Origin of the sequence: Paenibacillus sp. BIHB 4019, from assembly GCF_002741035.1 — a bacterium.
Taxonomy (GTDB): Bacteria; Bacillota; Bacilli; order Paenibacillales; family Paenibacillaceae; genus Pristimantibacillus.
On record NZ_CP016808.1, the window covers coordinates 3,910,284 to 3,929,055 of the forward strand.

Annotated in this window: 22 protein-coding genes; 16 read left to right on the forward strand and 6 right to left on the reverse strand. The window is 45.6% G+C overall.

Annotation, left to right across the window (positions count from 1 at the left end):
* The first annotated feature begins 1 nt into the window (after position 1).
* From BBD42_RS16980 to BBD42_RS17010, 7 genes are all read left to right on the forward strand, one after another.
* Entirely contained in the window at positions 2 to 868 is an 867-nt protein-coding gene (locus BBD42_RS16980) for a type II secretion system F family protein (protein WP_099519121.1), read from the forward strand.
* A gap of 38 nt (positions 869 to 906) precedes the next feature.
* Positions 907 to 1,095, forward strand: coding sequence for a Flp1 family type IVb pilin (locus tag BBD42_RS16985; protein ID WP_056041332.1), 189 nt, complete (start codon positions 907 to 909; stop codon positions 1,093 to 1,095).
* Positions 1,067 to 1,816 carry a TadE/TadG family type IV pilus assembly protein gene (locus tag BBD42_RS16990; RefSeq protein WP_099519122.1) on the forward strand — a complete coding sequence of 250 codons (750 nt, stop codon included), beginning with the start codon at positions 1,067 to 1,069 and terminating at the stop codon, positions 1,814 to 1,816. The genes BBD42_RS16985 and BBD42_RS16990 overlap by 29 nt, the downstream gene beginning before the upstream one ends.
* Positions 1,813 to 4,089, forward strand: a complete 2,277-nt coding sequence (locus tag BBD42_RS16995) for a TadE/TadG family type IV pilus assembly protein (protein ID WP_099519123.1) — start codon at positions 1,813 to 1,815, stop codon at positions 4,087 to 4,089. Before BBD42_RS16990 ends, BBD42_RS16995 begins: the two co-directional genes overlap by 4 nt.
* Complete coding sequence (locus BBD42_RS17000; RefSeq protein ID WP_099519124.1) at positions 4,046 to 5,005, forward strand: TadE/TadG family type IV pilus assembly protein; 960 nt, start codon at positions 4,046 to 4,048, stop codon at positions 5,003 to 5,005. Before BBD42_RS16995 ends, BBD42_RS17000 begins: the two co-directional genes overlap by 44 nt.
* 48 nt (positions 5,006 to 5,053) lie before the next feature.
* Positions 5,054 to 5,566, forward strand: coding sequence for an A24 family peptidase (locus tag BBD42_RS17005; RefSeq protein WP_099519125.1), 513 nt, complete (start codon positions 5,054 to 5,056; stop codon positions 5,564 to 5,566).
* Positions 5,567 to 5,641: 75 nt separating this feature from the next.
* Positions 5,642 to 7,273, forward strand: a complete 1,632-nt coding sequence (locus tag BBD42_RS17010) for a DUF6382 and FHA domain-containing protein (protein WP_099519126.1) — start codon at positions 5,642 to 5,644, stop codon at positions 7,271 to 7,273.
* Between the two features lie 14 nt (positions 7,274 to 7,287).
* Here the strand turns inward: BBD42_RS17010 and BBD42_RS17015 are convergent, their stop codons facing one another.
* The 5 genes from BBD42_RS17015 to BBD42_RS17035 all read right to left on the reverse strand — a co-directional run bounded on the left by BBD42_RS17015 (position 7,288) and on the right by BBD42_RS17035 (position 10,153).
* Complete coding sequence (locus BBD42_RS17015; RefSeq protein WP_099519127.1) at positions 7,288 to 8,193, reverse strand: TIGR01777 family oxidoreductase; 906 nt, start codon at positions 8,191 to 8,193, stop codon at positions 7,288 to 7,290.
* 18 nt (positions 8,194 to 8,211) lie between these two features.
* The gene (locus BBD42_RS17020; protein ID WP_099519128.1) at positions 8,212 to 8,697 is read right to left on the reverse strand and encodes a hypothetical protein; all 486 of its coding nucleotides are present in this window, start codon (positions 8,695 to 8,697) and stop codon (positions 8,212 to 8,214) included.
* A gap of 164 nt (positions 8,698 to 8,861) precedes the next feature.
* On the reverse strand, positions 8,862 to 9,299 hold the full coding sequence (locus BBD42_RS17025; protein WP_056041344.1) for a DUF2621 family protein: 438 nt from the start codon (positions 9,297 to 9,299) through the stop codon (positions 8,862 to 8,864).
* 102 nt (positions 9,300 to 9,401) lie between these two features.
* The gene (locus BBD42_RS17030; protein WP_237163129.1) at positions 9,402 to 9,737 is read right to left on the reverse strand and encodes a tyrosine-type recombinase/integrase; all 336 of its coding nucleotides are present in this window, start codon (positions 9,735 to 9,737) and stop codon (positions 9,402 to 9,404) included.
* Between the two features lie 62 nt (positions 9,738 to 9,799).
* Entirely contained in the window at positions 9,800 to 10,153 is a 354-nt protein-coding gene (locus BBD42_RS17035) for a tyrosine-type recombinase/integrase (protein ID WP_172455527.1), read from the reverse strand.
* A gap of 421 nt (positions 10,154 to 10,574) precedes the next feature.
* On the opposite strand from BBD42_RS17035, the gene BBD42_RS17040 reads away from it, so the two are divergent.
* The 7 genes from BBD42_RS17040 (at position 10,575) to BBD42_RS32870 (ending at position 15,547) form a co-directional block, all read left to right on the forward strand.
* The gene (locus BBD42_RS17040; RefSeq protein WP_099519131.1) at positions 10,575 to 11,375 is read left to right on the forward strand and encodes a hypothetical protein; all 801 of its coding nucleotides are present in this window, start codon (positions 10,575 to 10,577) and stop codon (positions 11,373 to 11,375) included.
* Positions 11,376 to 11,609: 234 nt separating this feature from the next.
* The gene (locus BBD42_RS31815; protein ID WP_172455528.1) at positions 11,610 to 11,759 is read left to right on the forward strand and encodes a hypothetical protein; all 150 of its coding nucleotides are present in this window, start codon (positions 11,610 to 11,612) and stop codon (positions 11,757 to 11,759) included.
* Positions 11,759 to 11,920: a hypothetical protein gene (locus BBD42_RS31820; RefSeq protein WP_172455529.1), complete on the forward strand. Its 162-nt coding sequence runs from the start codon at positions 11,759 to 11,761 to the stop codon at positions 11,918 to 11,920. Before BBD42_RS31815 ends, BBD42_RS31820 begins: the two co-directional genes overlap by 1 nt.
* A 484-nt stretch (positions 11,921 to 12,404) precedes the next feature.
* Positions 12,405 to 12,764 (forward strand): phage holin family protein, encoded by a 360-nt coding sequence (locus BBD42_RS17045; protein ID WP_099519132.1) that lies wholly within the window; start codon positions 12,405 to 12,407, stop codon positions 12,762 to 12,764.
* Positions 12,765 to 13,089: 325 nt separating this feature from the next.
* Positions 13,090 to 13,533 (forward strand): peptidoglycan recognition protein family protein, encoded by a 444-nt coding sequence (locus BBD42_RS17050; RefSeq protein ID WP_237163533.1) that lies wholly within the window; start codon positions 13,090 to 13,092, stop codon positions 13,531 to 13,533.
* 941 nt (positions 13,534 to 14,474) lie between these two features.
* The gene (locus tag BBD42_RS17055; RefSeq protein ID WP_099519133.1) at positions 14,475 to 14,933 is read left to right on the forward strand and encodes a hypothetical protein; all 459 of its coding nucleotides are present in this window, start codon (positions 14,475 to 14,477) and stop codon (positions 14,931 to 14,933) included.
* A gap of 401 nt (positions 14,934 to 15,334) precedes the next feature.
* A complete protein-coding gene (locus BBD42_RS32870) occupies positions 15,335 to 15,547 on the forward strand; it encodes an RNA chaperone Hfq (protein WP_172455530.1) in 213 nt (70 codons plus the stop codon).
* Positions 15,548 to 15,758: 211 nt separating this feature from the next.
* Here the strand turns inward: BBD42_RS32870 and BBD42_RS17070 are convergent, their stop codons facing one another.
* The gene (locus tag BBD42_RS17070) at positions 15,759 to 15,920 is read right to left on the reverse strand and encodes a YolD-like family protein (protein WP_237163130.1); all 162 of its coding nucleotides are present in this window, start codon (positions 15,918 to 15,920) and stop codon (positions 15,759 to 15,761) included.
* 388 nt (positions 15,921 to 16,308) lie between these two features.
* Between BBD42_RS17070 and BBD42_RS17075 the strand changes: the two genes are divergently transcribed.
* Together BBD42_RS17075 and purU are read left to right on the forward strand one after the other, a co-directional pair.
* Positions 16,309 to 17,427, forward strand: coding sequence for a deoxyribonuclease IV (locus BBD42_RS17075; protein WP_099519136.1), 1,119 nt, complete (start codon positions 16,309 to 16,311; stop codon positions 17,425 to 17,427).
* Positions 17,428 to 17,492: 65 nt separating this feature from the next.
* Positions 17,493 to 18,383 (forward strand): formyltetrahydrofolate deformylase, encoded by an 891-nt coding sequence (gene purU, locus BBD42_RS17080; RefSeq protein ID WP_056041348.1) that lies wholly within the window; start codon positions 17,493 to 17,495, stop codon positions 18,381 to 18,383.
* Positions 18,384 to 18,772: the final 389 nt, after the last annotated feature.

Genomic DNA, 18,772 nt, shown 5'->3' on the forward strand with positions numbered 1-18,772 from the left:
AATGACAGCAATTCCGATTGTGCTCATGGTGGCATGGCTATTTATTATCGGTGGGAAGCGACTCCGAATGATTCTGGCTGCATCCCGCCAAATAAAAAGCAAGCAGAATGCTTTAAAGTATTTGCTTTTCATTGAGCCGTTCAGCGAACTATTGGAAAGAAGCCGCTTGTATGAATACATGGCACTTTCACTTAGCAGCTATCACGCTAAGCTCGTAATTTTACGGGGAATTCGGTGGCAGCTGCAGCAGACGAAAGAGCTGCTCGGAGGTGCTGCTGGTTACGGATATGCCGCGATGATAGGCTGCGCTTGGCTAGCTTGTGCAGCAGGCGAACCGCTTCTGCTGGCAATGGGTGCGCTGCTTGGATTGCTGCTGCCTGTGCGCCAGCTGCTGGAAGCAGGGAAGCTGATCAAGCAGCGCAAGCAGGAAATTATTTTGGAGCTGCCGGAAATGATCAGCAAGCTGATGCTTTTGGTGGGGGCAGGCGAAACCGCCTTGCAGGCGCTGGGACGCTGTCTTGAAGGCAAGGATACTGCTCAGCATCCGCTGTATAAAGAATGGAACAAAGTCGTATATTCGCTGCACAATGGCGAGTCGTTTAGTACGGCAGCAGAGAAATTCAATCGAAGCTGCGCGGTGCAGGAGGTTTCGATTTTTACGACGGTGCTGCTGCTGAATTATCGCCGGGGCGGGGAGCATTTTGTGCTGGCGCTGCGGGAGCTGTCTTATACGCTGTGGGAGAAGCGAAAGGCGGTTGCGCGTGCGCGCGGCGAGGAGGCATCCTCCAAGCTCGTTTTTCCGCTAGTTGGCATTTTGCTCGTGTTGATGGTTTTTATCGCTGCTCCTGCCATGCTGTTAATGTCTTAAGCGTTATCGGGGCAATTGAAAATAGAGAGGAAGCTGAAATGATGACAACAGTAAAAAAAGCATGGAAACGATTCTGGAAATCAGAGAGCGGCTTAGGCACGCTGGAAATTATTTTAATTATTGCCGTCGTTATCATTATTGCATTGCTGTTCAAGGATTGGATTATAGAACTTATTGAGCGTTTAATGGGCAAGGCCGATGACCAAGCAGATAAAATTTTCTCTTAGGCCGCTGGTTCGCAAGTGGCTGCTCGGGGAGCAGGGAAGCTTTACGCTGGAATCAACGCTTGTGTTCCCGCTGCTGCTCACTGTTATTTTATTGTTTCTCCTGCTTGGGATGTACATGTACCAGAAGACCGTACTTTATTATTCGGCTTCCGTTACGACGGAGCGGACGGCCTTTGGTTGGGATAACAGCTTCCGTAATCCGCGGACGGGCCTGCTGCCTGAAGGGGAATACGACAGCCTATACTGGCGAATGAATGAGGATCGGATGCTTAGCTCTTTGTTTGGCTTAGGCGAAGAATCAGCGGATGTGCAGCTGGCTTTGCCTTTGCACGGGGCGGCAGGAGATATCTTGCCTGAACAAAAAATGGCTGCTGCCTCAGGGTGGATAAATGCTGAGCGAGGGCTTCCTTTTGAGGGGAGCATTGGCTACCATCGTACGGTCATTCAGCGCCATATTGAGACGAAGCTTTTACAGCCTGTGTCGCTGGAGCCGCTTGAGCGTGTATTAGGCATTGGGGAGCCTAAGACGATTGCTTCCAGTCCGGTTACCGATCCTGTCGATTTTATTCGCGGCGTTGATTTGGTTAGGTATTATACGGCTAAGTTTGCTGGAAGCCCTCCGGGCAGCGGGAAGGATCAGGCTAGTCAGGTACTATCCTCCTACAGCAAACAAAATAGCAATAGCAAAGCCAAAGGCCTGTTGAATGGAGGCGAAAAATGAAAGCAAGTCGATCTGTTAGATTGAGTCAGCATTTAGCCAGGAAAAGCTGCTTATGCAAACGGCTGTGGCGGCGTGACGGTGCAGTCACTATATTTTCCGCTATGGTGCTGTCGTCGCTTTTGCTGTTCATGTCGATTCTTATTGATTACGCCAGAATAGCATCTCTCCATAAAATAACTGAGGATGCCGCGAGAGCAGGTGCAAGATCTGTATTATCAGCCTTCGACAGTCAGCTTTATGAGCAATACGGATTATTTGGGCGAGGAGGGACAAGTGCAGATACCATTTATAGCGAGGTTGTAAAAGCGAATGTGGAGCGTAGTGTAACATCCGCTGCCTTTTCAAGGCCAATTGATGCCAAAGTAGTTCATTCACATACGGATCAGGCAGCGGTATTGGGCAGCCATAAGGTATTTGAAAGACAGGTGCTGGAAGAGATGAAATATAAAGCACCGATTGATTTTACGCTGGAGGTGGCTTCAAAGTTTGCTCCCATGGCGGGGGCGATGAAGGAATCTGCGGTGACAGTGGACTTGCTGGAGCAGCTGCGCAAACTGTATGACAAACGGCAAGCCAGCCTTGATCGTATATTAGCTTTGCAAAAGCAGTCTGCTGAGAAACTGGGAACAAGCTCCTTGAAGGCGCTGCTGCCGTATGGGGGGCTGGATTCCTCAAGTGCAGAGGAGGACACAGCATCATCACTTGCCGGGCGTTATGAAGATTATGCTGGCTGGGTTATCGTTGACGAGCAATTAATAGCCGCAGGCAAAGCGCCCAAATATACGCAGGAAAGAGCGGAATATAAATCAGAAGCAATTGCACTGATTAATGAGCTCAAGAAACGAACGGCCAAGGTGATGAGCGAACATATAAAGCTGCAGAGCACGGCAAAGGAACAGCTGGAGCAAGCAAGGCTGTTGAACGGGGAAATGCGGCTAATAGAAAGCAAGGAGAGACAGTCTCCTGCTTATAGCGGGTATGACCGCGTTTCTGGCAAACCAGTAGTAGGCTCTGATGCCTATACTTTGCCGTCTGTAACGGCCTCTGAATTGCAGGATATACAAAAGACAGCAGATCAGCTGATTTTACCAGATGCTTGGTTTACTGAATATAGTGCTGAACTGGACGATCAGGCACAGTTGTATACAGCATTTCATAATGAAGCGAGTGGATTCACCTCAGCTTTAACGCTGCTGCTTGACTCAGTAGATCGTTACACAACACTGCTCCGTACGGGAACAACGAAGATGATTGCGTTATATGGACAATATGAAGGTCTGTATGTCCATCCAGGCTCCATCGTTGCCAAGCGCCAGCAGGAGCTAGCCAATGGAGGGCTTGAGAAGCAGCGCAAAGAGCAAGAAAAGCAGCTAGGTTCGTTATGGAAACAGGCCGGCAATATGCTGGGGGGCTTTCAAAGCGTGGCTGGTTCAGAAGAGCAGCAGGCATTATTTAATCAGCTGGAAGAGCGCTACAAAGGAAATTTGCAATTTAATACAGTCGCAGCACAAGGTTTAAATGCTGAAACTAAAGCATTCAGCGAGGATGCCCATGCGCAGGCTGAAGCTTCTGCGGAGCTTTCTAATGGCTTGTTCGGCGGAGTAGCCGATATGCTGGAGCAGGCTAGAGATACTGTATATTTGGGCGAATATGTATTGCAGCGATATTCGGTTTTTGCCCCGCAGCAATTGAAGATGATGCTTGAAAATGGGGATACCGCTGAGCTTTCGCGGGCGCTGGCCTTTCATAATCAAGAAGCCGAATATGTCATTTATGGTTTTCATAATCGCATAGGCAATGTGGCCGCAGCTTATGGCGAACTGTTTAGCGTGCGTATGGCTATTCGTACTATGGAAGGCTTATCTACTTGCCGCTCTGCTGGACATCCCCTCTTGATTTTATCGTGTTCGCTTATTTACGGCTTGGAGAAGACGATGGAAGATATGCTCGACTTTGCTGATCGAGGATCGGCCCCATTATCTAAATATGCAAATGTGGAAATTTCGTACACGGATTATTTGCGGCTTTTTATGCTTCTGCATGGCGGAGCTAATAGAGAAGCATCCGTATCCAGAATGATTGCAGTCATTGAGCAAAATAGCGGGGTTACTCTATCGGGCGTTTCCACAGCTGTGACAGGAGAGGTACGAATATCTGCACAGCTGTGGTTTTTGCCTGGCGTTATGCAGCTGCTAGGAAGCTACGGATTATTGCAGGGAAGGGTGACGAATGGCCGCTATGAAACGACGCAGACGATTGGCTGGTCATACTGATTGCCGAGAGGGAGAGCGCGGCAGCATCGTTATGGAAGCAGCGCTGGTTATGCCAATGCTTCTGCTTGTGCTGATGGTATTCATTATTTTTATACGCATGAGTACGTTACAAATAGCGCTTCAATCAGCAGCCTCTCAATCCGCCCGGCAAATTGCCGCGCATATATATCCTGTAGAGTTAGCCTATCAGAGAGCTTCCGCATCAAAACCGGAATTTAGTGCCGCACATATGCCGCTGGCAGATTGGAGCGCGGCGGCATCTAATGCTGCTAAGTGGCTGCCTGATCCGGCAGGGGCACTAGCATCCTCTGCATTAAGCGGCGATTGGAAGCCGCTTATAGATATGGCTGCAACGGAAATTGGACGAGGAGCGATAGAGCCGCTGCTCCGTCAAAATGCAGACGAGGCTGTGCTGGAGACAGCTAGAATCAAGCTTTCAAGGCTGGCGCTGCCGGATTTGAAAAATAAGCAGCAGCCTTATTTGATTATTGAAGCGGAATATGAGTTTCCAATGCAGCTTCCTTTCATGAAGCAGAAGCTTATTTTAAGAGAGCAGGCTTCAGAGCGGGTATGGATCAGCGACGCTGCGGCGGCGCAAGATACAGCAACGCAAAATGATCCTGAACATATTCCTATTCAGATCATATCGATATCGCCTGTGCCGCTAAGGCCGGGCCACAAAGCAACCGCTATTGTGCTTACAAAGCCGGGAGTGACTGCTTCATTAAAGGTGATGTACAAAAGTGGGCAAAGCCAGGCCAAGCATCTAGGCGAGGCGACAGCGGGCAGCGACGGAATTGTCCAGTGGACCTGGCTCGTATCGGGCAATACGACGCCAGGCATGTGGGAGCTGACAGCAGCAGTGGGCGATCAGCAAGCATCCATGCATTTTCAGGTTGAGAAGAAATCAAATTAGTAGTGTGTGCAAGCCTATAGGCTTGCAAATAGAAAGGGGCAGAGTTTTATGCTCACCTTACCGTTTGCAGCGGCAGCCGTGCTGCTCATCGCTGCATTACTGACAGATTTGCGTTCCATGCTTATCCCTAACCGCTTGACCGTGTCTTTTTTTGCGGCAGGCTGCTTATATCAGACAATCTCTGGCGGCTGGAGCGGATTGTGGACGGGGCTACTCGGAGCTGTTGCAGGGTTTGTCCCGTTGTTCATTTTGCATTTGGCGAGAGGAATTGGCGCAGGGGATGTTAAGCTATTTGCTGCACTGGGTGTGTGGGTTGGCACAAGTATGGTGCTGCAAATGATGATGTATGCCATTTTATATGCAGGCTTAATTGGCGTGCTGCTAGTCTTGTTTAATAGGCCATTTAGCAGGAGGATGTTGAGTGGCTTGCTGCTGCTATTGCAACGAAGCACTGGGCCGAGACGCAAGGAGCTTGGAGGCTGGGCAGCGGGGGGAACCACCTTCCCATTTATGCTTGCAGTCGTACCCGGGGCAATAACAGCGTGGCTCATGATTACATAAGCCCAGCAGCGTATTTGTTTAACTCAGTTCAGCTGTTCATAAATTAATAGAGCTGCAAGCTAAGGGGGAGAAGCGATGGGGAACTTTATTGTAGATTATGCGATGAATCGTGGACATGAGCTAATTATGGATCGCGAGGGAGGCATACGCAGACAAGAGCTTGAAGAAGTAGAGCTGCAAATGCTGCAAGGCAGCTCTATTCCACATCTGCTGCCCATTGAATGGTTCGAGCTGAATGGGCTTATTACGTTTAGCTATCGCATAAGCGGCAAAAAATTGCTGCTTCATCGCTTGCAGATACAATCGCTGACGATGGAGAAGTTTTATGCCGTACTGCTAGGTATTATAGAAGCGCTAGATGAGTGCCATCATTATATGCTTCGTCCTGAAGGCTGCCTGCTGGAAGAGTCCTATCTATTTGTTGGCGAGCAGCTAAGTGATATTTTTCTCGTTTATATGCCTCTAAAATCGATAAATTCAGGCCAGTCTGCTCCTAACTGTATGCACTCCCTGCTAGCACTGGCAATACGATGGTCTTCTTATATAGAAGAAATAAATGGCGAGGAGTTTCAGTATCTATTGCATTTGTTAAGCAGAGAAGATGCAACGATCAGCACGATTCGTTCTCAATTGCTGGAACGCATTAGCAAAATGTATGAGGGTATATATCGCCTTCATGGCTCCGCGCCAAGCACAAGCAGGCCAAATCCAGCTAGCAGTACTAGTAATGCTATCAATGCTAATATTGCTAGCAGTCCTTATATTGCTGGCAATATGAGGCCGGACAAGGTCGGCGATTACAGCAGCTCTAATCATTATGGAGAAGCTGGCGAGTTCGGCCGTGATAGCGACAATATTAAAAAAAGCGAAACGAATCTGCAAGAGTCTTTAAATGATCGTTTTTTTGCCGACGGAGATTGGGATATAGAAGTCGAACCTCTGCCTCAATATAACTTTACTGAGGAGGAGACTGCGCCAGCTCGGAAAGGAAAATGGCTGATAAGCGCGATGATTTTTGTAGCAGTAGCATGTATATGGCGCTATATTTATTTAGCGGCCCCTTCCAGCAGTTTGCTGTTCATATGTCTAGGTTTATCGCTTATTGGTGTTGCCGGACTGCTAGCCCTATGGCTCAAAAAAAGCATAGTAGCTGAATCAGAATTAGTAGAAGAAGATAACCTAAGGGAAGATAGAAACAAAGAAGAGTTTAGCCGCTCACGTTTTAGAAGAGCCAATGAAAATGGAGAAGAAGGTGTTCAACATTCTAGCTCATCTATTGATTTGGAAGTAGCTGTGCCCCCGTTTAAAAAGAGCGTGTCATCCCAAACGGGGTCAACTAGAAGAGAGGAAGCAACGGTGCTTCTAGGGCAGCATAACAAAAAAACCACTGCCGATAGCGGATTCTCACTCCAGAGGGAGTGGGAAGGGCAAGGGCAGAGGCTTATTTGGGAGAAAGGCCGATTTACAATTGGCCGTATTGGTGAACAGGTCAGCTATGGTGACGAAGCGCAGGGAATATCACGGCTTCACCTTGAATGTAATAGAGACGATAAAGGCTGCTTCATCAAAGATCTTGGCTCTCGAAATGGAAGCATGCTGAACGGGCAAACAATGATTGCTTACAAAACCTATCCTTTTTCAGTAGGGGACATCGTCCAGCTAGCTGGGGTAAATGGTCCTAAATATGAATTGAAGCAAGGAAGCTGATGGAAGGCGCAGGCTTAGGGCTTTTTATACATATGCTCCATGGCGCTCTCGACAGTCGGATAACGGAAAACAAATCCATTGTCCAAGGCGACTCGTGGAAGTGCCCGCTGGCCATCAAGGAGCAGTGTTGCAAGCTCGCCGACCACAGCCTTCATGACAAAAGCAGGAACCGGGAACCAGTGGGGCCGATGCATCGCTTTGCCAATCGCTCTTCCAAAGCTGTCATTCGTAACAGGCTCTGGAGCTGAAGCGTTAACAGGCCCGTTCACCTTTGGCTGATCCACGCAAAAGATAATGAGACGGACAATGTCCTCCAGATGAATCCAAGATATCCATTGCTGCCCGCTGCCCATTCGTCCACCGCCAAATAACTTATAGGGCAGTGCCATTAATGGGAAAGCACCGCCGGTTTTGTTCAGGACGACGCCTACTCTTAGCTTAATGAGACGTTCTACCTTAATTGCGTCAGCAGCTTTTTCCCATTGCTTGACCACTTCAGACAAAAAGTCTGTTACGGCAGTCGGGCTGTACTCATCAAAGGTTTCGGTAGTTGACAGCCCATAGGCTGAAATGCCTGAAGCATTAACGACAACCTTCGGTTTGCCTTTTAGAGCTTGGACGATTTGGGCGATGCGTGCGGTAGCAGTTAGTCTGGAGCTTAGAATCCGCTGCTTGGCCTGGGCGGTCCATCGTTGATTGATGGATTCGCCAGCAAGGTTAATGATGGCGTCAATGCCCTCCAGCTTTTGAGGATGCTCGGCAAGCTCGCTCCATGTTACATAATGGAGGCCTTTTCCTACAGGCGAGTTTGGGCTACGTCCAGAGCGCGAAATAATCCATACTTCATCACGCCGCTCCAGAAGAGCCTTGACCAATGCTTGTCCGACAAAACCAGTACCACCAGCTACCGCGATCCGCATGCATCCACCAGCTTTCGATTATTGTTTCTCGATTTTCTCCGCCCACATTTGTGTGAAGCCGTCTAAATCTTTTTCAACATATTGGTATTTAATTTTACTTTTCTCTGGCAGCGAATTAATGACATCAAGCAGTTCATCATTAATTTGCAAAACGATGGTGCCGCTTGGCGTATCTACTTCAATGGAGTGGGTATCGATAAGGCCATTGAATACACCTTCACCAGTTTTCAAATCTGGGTTGGCGGTCGGTGTGTCTGTGCTGCTTTCTGGCGACGCTTCGCCAGGCTCTGTTACGCTTCCGCCATCACTCGGTGATGGTGCCGCGCTTTCCTCTGGTGTCGGCGATACGGTAGCTGGCTGCTCATCCGTGGCAACCGGGCTGCTGGATGCAGCGGGAGCGTTATTGCTATTGCTTGAGCAAGCGGCGGTTGCGAGCATAATTGCTACTAATAGGGAGCTCGTCACCATCAAGCTGCTTTTTTTGGTTTTATTATTTTTTGTCATTGTGAAGCACCTCCTGGCAATATAAACGAAATCTGATCGCAATAGGTTCCAAAAAAAGAGATCAGAGCGAGCCCTCGCCGTGCTCGTACATGTTCTTACACGGACGAAAGACTCGTTAAACAGCCAGCGCCAGGCTAATCGTTAATGGATAGAACTAAGAAACGCTATTTGTTGAGCAAATGCTTGAATGGGCTGTAATCAATGCCTTGCTTCTCGAGAAAGGTAACGAGTACTTTGTAGTCTCTTTTGGGGGTAGCCCGTATGTATCCTTCTACACAATGTGCCCTTGTGACCTCTTTGGCTTCATATTCAATAGCCACTTGACCGATCTTGGCAGCTATGGAGTGTTTCGCTATATCTCGGAACGCAGATGGGACAGGCGCGACCAGCTCATCAAGAAAAAGCTTCGACTCCTGGGTCCACATGCTGCGGCTTCTGTCCACCCAATAATTTTGCCAATCGAGCTTTGACTTGCCATCCCGCTGAGGGAGCACCTTCAAAAACTTGCGGAACATAAAGAAACCGCCGATTGCCATGAATACGACCATGACGATTGCCCAGAAAATGATGAAATACATAAACCAATCAGGAGCTGATTTCATATCCAATTTTCACCTCATGGATGAATTATAGCGTATTCCTAGATTTATTTCGACATTCCTTGTAAAATCCTTGATTTATAAGGGGTTTAAGGGGCTGATTTCTCATTCAGCCCCAGCACTAGCCCCAACAGCCCCAGTTAGAGTCTCCGTAAAAATAACCACAGCTCTATTTTCAAGCTCTTTGTAAGAGTGACCGTATACCTTATAAACCATTTCTACAGTATTGCCTAATCGGTCTGCTATGGTCTTAGGTGGAACACCATTGTTAATCAAAACCGTGGCGTGAGTATGCCTAAAACCGTGCGGCGAGATACGAGTGATACTAATCTTTTCAACTTTCATCTTTTTATACGTATATTGCAGGGTATGTTTCATGACCTCTGTGTATATTTTAGTTGCCCCTGCATGGGTTATAAAAATGTGATCTGATTGCTCCAATCTTAAACCGAACCTGAATTTTGTCTCAATACACCATTTTTTATAAGCAGTCAATTGGTCTATTACAATTTTGTCAACCGGAAGCGTATGTAAGTTGATCGATCAAGCTCCTCTAATTTGAATCGACCAAGTAAGGGCTTCATGTGTTTTTTTATAGTCTGTTTCCTTACAACACAAGTGGAAATTGCCCAGCTATCGCTATACATTTCATACCAGATATCTAGCCATTGCCCTACTGTTATTTGGCTATATTGGACTTTTTTTAGATTACCGTTAGCAACATCAACCTTTGCTTGCAATAATGCTCTTTCGGCTTCTTTTCCATTAACATCATGATATTTATAGCGATAACGGTATCGTGCTTCGCCGTTTTTTAATGTGTATTTCTGTACTTCTTTTTCTTCTTTCTTTTTCATTTTCATCCTAAAAGCATAGGTTCTGAAACAACCGACTGTTTGCGTTATCGTTGGCAGTCTTGGACGGATGCAATTGTATCTCCAAGTGTAGGCTCTATTGCTGGTCTTGCACTTACTGCCAATGCGTTGCTTGTTAACCTGAGATACCCTACGCAGATGCGGATTGCACCTACCGTAACGGTTACAAACAATAATGTACTAAACCAAGTGCGTAAGACATCGGATGGAGCGGCAATTGCAATAAGCTCCTATACTACATTGACGTCCAACAAAGGATTTTTACTATTAAGCGTAGCGGGGACGCCATTTACTGTTGGTCAGTATTATGACTTTGATCTTGTGGCGGATGCCGAACTTTAAAAGACATCATTGTTCAACAAAACTTAGTTGTGATAACATATTCACAAATAGGGGGGGTCTTGTGATAGCATCAATCATCATAGCGTTTATGACATTGTTTTGCCAAAACTTTAATCAATTACCCACATATAATCCAGAGTATACAGTCTCATATGATACAATTAATGGAGTGGGGGCTATTGCCAGTTTACCAGACTCTTATGATCCGAAGATTGAAAATAAGTTTGTGATCTTTTTTCACGGTAATTCTGGACCATCGAAGATGCTTTGGGATCATGAATATGTGAGATCAATCAATGTTGAATTACTTAAAGCGGGTTATGTGGTGATTGGATCTGATTATTCTCTTGTACAAAATTGGGGCAATCCTCAGTCTGTAAAAGAAACAAAGGAATTGATTGACTTTTACCAAGCTAAATATAATCTGGAAGATCAGCCATATGTTTACTTGAGTAGCATGGGTGGGCTTACTGGTCTGAATTCTATAACACAAGGTGTTATTAAACCGAAAGCAGTGATTGGTTTATTCCCTGCAATTAACTTGAGATATTTGCAGCAGAACAAATTCGTTGATCAAATAGACCTTGCGTATGGAATTAAATACGGCGATAGTCCAGGTAACAAATTGGATGGATATGATCCATTAAGTGATAATGATGGAAACTTGTTTAAAGATATTCCGTTTAAAATCTGGAGTTCAAAAGATGATACGATCATCGAGCATCAGCACCATACACAAGCATTTAGTGATAAAATAAATGCGATTGGTGGTAATGTAGAAGTAATCGAAGTAACTGGTGAACATGGCGATCTATCTCATTACAGACCAAAAGATGTAGTCAAGTTTTTCGATAAATATTAAGGCAAAAAGAGTCTATCCTTGATAGACTCTTTTTTTATCTACTGAGGAGGTTACCATGTGAGAACACTAACACTATATCAGGACCAACGAATTCTGGATGATCATATGCGGCTTTTCTTCTGCCTTTGAGCAGCCAAAGGAAAATGACATTCTACTGTTGGAGGATGGGCCGCGGCATTTCCAAGAGGTGTTTTCTCAGCCGCTGACAAACGGTCAGGGACTCTACACTTATAAATGGGATGGCAGAGCAAAATAGTCGAGCGAACGGTCGAGGAGCTGGCAACGGATGCGCCAGAGCCGGCAACAACAATTACGCCAGAGCAGCAGCGGCTAATCGATTTGGAACTTACCATGGCTGATCTTATCGCAGGAGGTGGGCTGTAATGCCGATGCCGGATTATAAAGTTAGGGTGATGACTAATGCATGTATCACTCGCTATGACAAGGGAGAGCGAGGCATAGCTGATATCGTGGACAGTTATGGGCTGCCGTCAGCGGATGCGGAGCTGGTATTAATGGAGATTGCGGTCAAGCGGCCGGAATAAACTACAAGAATGTAAATCATGATTTACGATGTACTTAATGTCGTACTTTATAGCGAGTTTTTAATACGTATTTTGTATGACAACTGTATGACAAGATTTACAACTATGTGTTATAATACAGACAAGTTAAGCGTAAAATGAAAAAAAGGGGACGATTCGCGGTCGCCCCCTCATGCACGATACTTGGGTGGGAATCCTCCAGCCTAGCGAAAAATAACCCGTTACCCTTGCGAGAACTTGGGCGGGTTATTTTCGTTTATGCAGATAAGTAAGTAATGCCAGCAAGAACATGCCAAGCATAATCACTTCCGTCAACGAAAAATTCATAAGCATCACCCCCGATCTGGAGGCGATACTACCCACCCAAGTAAATCGTACCGAATTATTATTCCATATTTTTACAAATGTATTAATAGAATCATATAACTTTAAGCCGTATGGGATTTCAGCCCTACGGCTTTTACTATTTTAGGAGGTAAACGGGATGATGACAGGTAAAACGATCTTTGGGGTAATAGGTGCCGTAGTGGTGCCAGCCTTTAAATATATGTATGGGGCAGGGGATGCAGTGGTATCGGCAATGGTTGCACTCACGTTTTTTATTGTAATGGATTGGATTAGCGGCATCCGAGCTGCAAAACAGGATTACAGCTATAGCAGCAAATATGGGATTGACGGCATTTTTAGGACTTTGTTTATGCTGCTGCTACCAGCTGGCGGCCATTTGTTGGATAGCATGTTTGGTCTGCCTGGTATCCTGTTCGGGGCGCTCACAGCTGGGCTCCTGTATCATGTAATCCAGTCTATGGTAGCTAACTCATTGCGAGCTGGCTGGGGACAATAGCTGCCACTCAATGTCTTTGAGACACTTCTCAAGTGGGTAGGGTCGGTGCTGGACAAAAAAATAAACAGAGCTGCCGAACGCGGCGGCGTTGTGGGAGGCAAGTCTGATGACGATACCCTATAAAATTTACCACATACCAAAAGGGACTGCCTGTAATCGCCGTCCTGCTCTACCAATGACTGCGACGACAATAACTATCCATAACACCGGCAATGTCAGCAGCACGGCAGCAAATGAGCGTGCTTGGCTCACAAACGCCAGCAATGACCGAACAGCATCATACCATATCGTCGTGGATTAGCTGGGGGCGATAGAGTATCTGCCGCTGACCGAAAACGCATGGCACAGCGGAGACGGCAGCAAAGCGACAAGCGGCAATAGGGCAAGCATCGGTATCGAGATTTGCGAAAGCGGCAATTACAGCAAGGTGTTAGATAACGCCGTCGAGCTGGTAGCCGACATGCTTAAGCAGCGCGGCTGGGGCGTAGAGCGGCTGCGGCGCCACTACGACTGGTCAGGCAAGATATGCCCGCACCTGATGTATGATGGCGGAAAATGGACAGGCTGGACAACGTTTAAAAATAGAGTGGCAGTTAAGCTACAGGAGGTTGAGCCAGAAATGAAAGCAGAGAACGCGAACGCGATTATCAAGAAGTATTTACAGCCTGACTGGGCAGCAGCGCATAAAAAGGGTGATGCAGCAGGTAAAGAGGAAACGCACCGGGTAGCTAATGAATTGCGGAAAGCCAGCGGTCAGAAAGAGCAATAAAATATTTCGCACCTTTCTAAGAGGCCCTACCGACTATTAATGTTGGTAGGGCCTTTTTTTTGTCCGTAACGTGTCCGTTCAATGTCCGTTCATTGTCCGATTAAGTTACGAAAGGAGTTAAAATAGACTATATAGTAATGATGTAATTCAGGAAGATAATCCCATCGAAATAATTGACAGAATTGTACAAGTGATATTACATTCGATAAAAGCCTGGTTATAGGTCTGGAGGCTAATACATTACTAAAAGAGGGCTCTATGAAACTAGTCAAAGTTTTTACAGAAGTGCGTTTCGAAAATGCGATTTTATTTAAAGATGCAAGAACGATAAATTCCCTCATAAAAGAGCTGAAAAATATTTTCTCGATATCGGATGATAGCCATATGAATGAGGGGATAATTGCATTTTATTAACCGTCAAGACACATACAATGTTTCGTTCATAACAACAGGGTAGTTATTGATTGTGACACACCTAAAGACTTTTCTCATTTCAATTCTGTAGCAAGTAAAGTAATTCCTAATGTTATTAGGAAGTTTGAAGTCGAGAAAACCGACCACATAGGGGTTAGGGCGCATTTTGTTGATGAATCGATTAAGGATGCTAAGCAGTCATCTCTTAAAGTTCTGAATAAGTTCTTTAAAGATGTCGGGTTTCTTAAACGAAATACTGATACTCCATTGTTGCAGCCTAATCTTGGATTTATGATTGAGGATAACTCCGAGTTTTTCTTGAATGTATCAATTGCTCATCACCAAATTGGCACTGGAAAAATGGCCAATTCGGGAAAAGTTGAGTTGGAAATTCAATCGACTTCTCCATTAGTTGATTTAGACATATTTACTTCAGTCCCCAAGGAACATCATCAAATTAATGGAGTGTTGAAATACTGCTGTGACCGTCTGCCGAAATACGTACCTTTAATATGGGAGGTTTGAATGTGACTTCATCACTAATGAGACAGACTAACCCCTCTGTATATAAGTACACAGAATCGGGAACAGTTGTTAACGAGCTAAACATGAATACTGGAAGGTTCACAAAAGGACTCACTCGACATGAAGAGTATAATCTACCTAACCTGTTTTTAGAAGTTCAGGAAATGGGTATTAGTTCTATTATGATTGATACTGCATATGGTACAATTAGTATATCACTAATAAATGTCGAAGAAGAAATTAGGAGGGTGATTAGTGTGATGGATAAAAAACATCTCCTCTATAGGTACTACACATTTATTTGGATACTTTGCACAGCTGCCTTAGCGGTTTTTTCAACATCTGCCATTTCTGGATTACTCGGTCCGTTGAGCTCAATTGCTGGTATTGTATTATCAATAACGGGTATAATTGGAGCGTATCTAGATTGGAAGGATAAGGTTCGTAAAGATGCTTATTAATATAGGGGTTTCAGCTCTACCTGATGGGGATGGAGGCTTGCCTAGCCTTGCTAATACGGTAGCTAAAAAGACAACTTTCACAAAAGGTACTGGCCTAATGTTTTTAGTGTGTCTAGCCATACTTGCTTTTATATTGGCGTACTCCAAGATACCCTTTATCCAACAGAGTGTTTCTTTAGATAAAGAGGATTTGAGATTTACTTTTATAACGACTGTATGTTTTATGATTGTTTTCGCAGGATTATATATGCTTCCAGAAATAATACAAAATTTAAAGATATAAGGTAGAAAAGAGCCGTATGGGAAAGCATCCCTGCGGCTCTTCTCGTTCCCTCTGGTTTAAAAATTATGCTATATTAAACTTGGTTACCATAATCCTTATACCAGAGAGAGGGATAAAAATGAATAAAAAAAGCAATAATTTTGAATTGGTGCAAGACTATCAGTTGAGGAATTTAGCCGAGAAATTAATCGAGTGTGTCATTATTACCGTTAACGGAGTACAAATGAAGGGGATAATCTTATTTTATGATCGATACTGCATTGTACTTCAGAATCATAAAGGTATTAATTGTATGATATATAAACATGCTATATCCACGATAAAATTCTAATAATCTAGTTTAGGATAGTTCAATTATTTTTAGTGTGATGTTATAAATTGAAAAAGAGCCGTGGGAGAAAGCGTCCCTGCGGCTCTTTTTTTGTTACCAGTCCTCGTATTGTTCTACACGTTCGATGTCCTTAATTTCAAACCAGTCATCCTCTACCCTAAACGCGCCTTTCAGCTCAGCTATGGCGTTCACAATACCTTCGACACGCCTTTCATCCCAGGGATCGTACTTTTTGTATTACGCGATGCTTAAATGACGTTCTCAGGGTTATAGATATCAATTCTTTTTCCTGATCATCCAATTCGATGCGTTCTCTTCGGTGGCGTTCCTTCACCAATTGTAAATATCCGGCTTTGTGCTCAGGCAAAATCATTCAGCTGCTTTCCCACAATCCGTTATCTTCAAGCTTCTTGCTCATAACCAACGCCTCCTTGTTGGTTATATTATATGCAAACATATGTTCTTGAATCAATTGCGAAAAATCCCTGACAACCCTGCTAAGATAATTACTCGTATTCTTGTCAATTTCCGTCAGCGTCTACCCGTATTTTTAAAAAATGCAGCCCCAATTTAGCCCCAATTCAGTGCATGTTGATGCATGAGTTTGCGTCCACCCTAAAGTGGGGGTTTATGGTAAACCCTTTATTAGCAAGGATCTAGGCGAATTGGACAACTTGTTTGCGTAGTTTGCTCCTTACTAGATTTATTTCGACATTCCTTGTAAAATAGGTGTGATAAACCGAAAGGGGCGTTATATAACGATGTTGAAAATCGGTTCCCATGTTTCATTTTCGGACAAAGGGCTGCAGACCGCAGCAACGGAGGCCATTTCTTATGGCTCCAGCACATTCATGATTTATACCGGCGCACCGCAGAATACGCGAAGAAAGCCGATAGACACGCTATATATTGAAGAAGGCAAAGCTTTGATGCAAACAGCAGGTATTGATGAGATTGTTGTTCATGCACCGTATATTGTCAATCTCGGCTCCTACAAGGACAGCACTTATAATCTGGCTGTTGAATTTTTGAAGGAGGAAATCCGCCGTACCGCTGCTATTGGTGTGCAGAACATCGTGTTGCACCCAGGCGCTTATACCGACAAGGATGCTGAATATGGCATTGGCCGGATCGCCGAAGGGTTGAATGCGGTGCTGGAAGGCACGAAGGAAACGAATGTTAATATTGCGCTTGAGACGATGGCCGGCAAAGGCACGGAAATTGGCCGCAGCTTTGAAGAGCTGGCAGCGATTATTGATAAGGTGCAAAGCAACAATCGCTTGACCATTTGTATGGATACTTGCCATATGCATGATGCGGGCTACGATCTTGTTGATGATTTGGACGGCGTGCTGGACAAGTTTGACAAGCTGGTAGGGCTTAACCGAGTTGCAGTAGTTCACGTGAATGACAGCAAAAATCCGCGCGGAGCGGCAAAGGACCGCCATACGCCGATAGGCTCGGGATATTTGGGCTATGATGCCATCCAATCCATTGTCCATCATGAGGCACTTAAAGGGCGTCCATTCGTATTGGAGACGCCATGGATTGGCAAGGATGCGAAAACGGAGCGTCCGATGTACGAAGTAGAAATCGCCTTGCTTCGCGGAGAAGTCCAGCAGCGGTTTGGCGACAGCTTTCTGGAGGATGTTGCGAAGCTCCAGCAGTTTTTTGCTCCGCAAGGCATTGACCGTGCATTCGTGCTATCGACATGGGAGCTGCTTAAGGCGGATGCCAAAGCAAGAAAAGCTGATCCGCGCGAACCAATGGAGCGGATTTACGACCTCATTATTGAAGGCGGCGTATTGTCGCCAGCACTGACAGAAGAGCAAATTAATCAACGGATTACAGCATGGTTTGCAGGCAATGCTGTGCTCTAAAAATAATGATTTATAATTGATGAATAGAATGAAGATAATAGTTGAAGGAAGGAAGTTTGAAATACATGTCATCACCATCTATATCGCAGCAGCCGTCCGCCAAGAGCGGACGGGCTCGCATGCTCATTTCCTGCCCAGACCGTTCGGGCATCGTGGCAGCCGTTTCCCATTTTCTATATGAGCATGGGGCGAATATTGTGCAGTCCGACCAGTACACCATGAACCCGGAGGGCGGAATGTTTTTTATCCGCTTTGAGTTCGATTTGGCGGACCTCGACAAGGAACTCCCCGTATTAGTAGAGGATTTTGCCCGCGTTGCCGACCGTTTCGATATGAAATGGCATACGTTCCGTGCAAGCCGCAAAAAACGCCTGGCGATTTTCGTTTCCAAAGAAGATCATTGCCTGATGGAACTGCTGTGGCAGTGGAAAGCCGGCGATCTTGACGCCGATATTGCCATGGTTGTCAGCAATCATCCGGATATGCGCGAAATGGTTGAAGGCTTCGGCATTCCTTACCACCACATCCCGGTCACTGCCGATACGAAAGCAGAAGCGGAGCGCAAGCAGATGGAGGTCGTTGCGGATAAAGCAGACATTATTGTGCTTGCCCGTTATATGCAAATTATTTCGCCGAAATTTATCGAGCAATTTCCGAATCGCATTATTAATATCCATCATTCCTTTTTGCCTGCTTTTGTTGGCGGCAAGCCGTATGCGCAAGCTTACCAGCGCGGCGTGAAAATTATCGGCGCTACGGCGCATTATGTAACAGAGGAGCTGGATGGCGGTCCGATTATCGAGCAGGATGTGCAGCGGGTCAGCCACAGGGACAATGTGGACGACTTGAAGCGGATTGGACGCACGATTGAGCGTGTCGTTCTTGCCCGTGCAGTTAAATGGCATATTGAGGACCGGATTATCGTTCATCATAACAAGACTGTCGTATTTAATTAGGATTTTCGCGGTTATTTATCAATATTTTTTAATAGGCAAACTGCTCTGGCGGGTGTTACAATGTTCAAAGCCATTGTGTTCAATTGCGCACCACCTATAAGCATGTTGAAAAATGCGGGCTTTCCGCAGGAAAGTTCTTTTTCAAAATATAAGAATTTATAAGTTTTACACTTATAAATGGGCTTATATTGCACCCGCGGAACGAAACGCGCCGCGCCACCAGAGGACGGCGAGAGCCGTTTCACCTTGAAATATAGGAAAGGATATGTTCTCATCCATTCTCTATATTTCTCGGAATGAAACGCGCCGCGCCGCCAGAGGACGGCGAAAGCCGTTTCACCTTGCCATGCTTCTAAAGAGAGAGAGCAACACTTAAAACAAGAAGACCA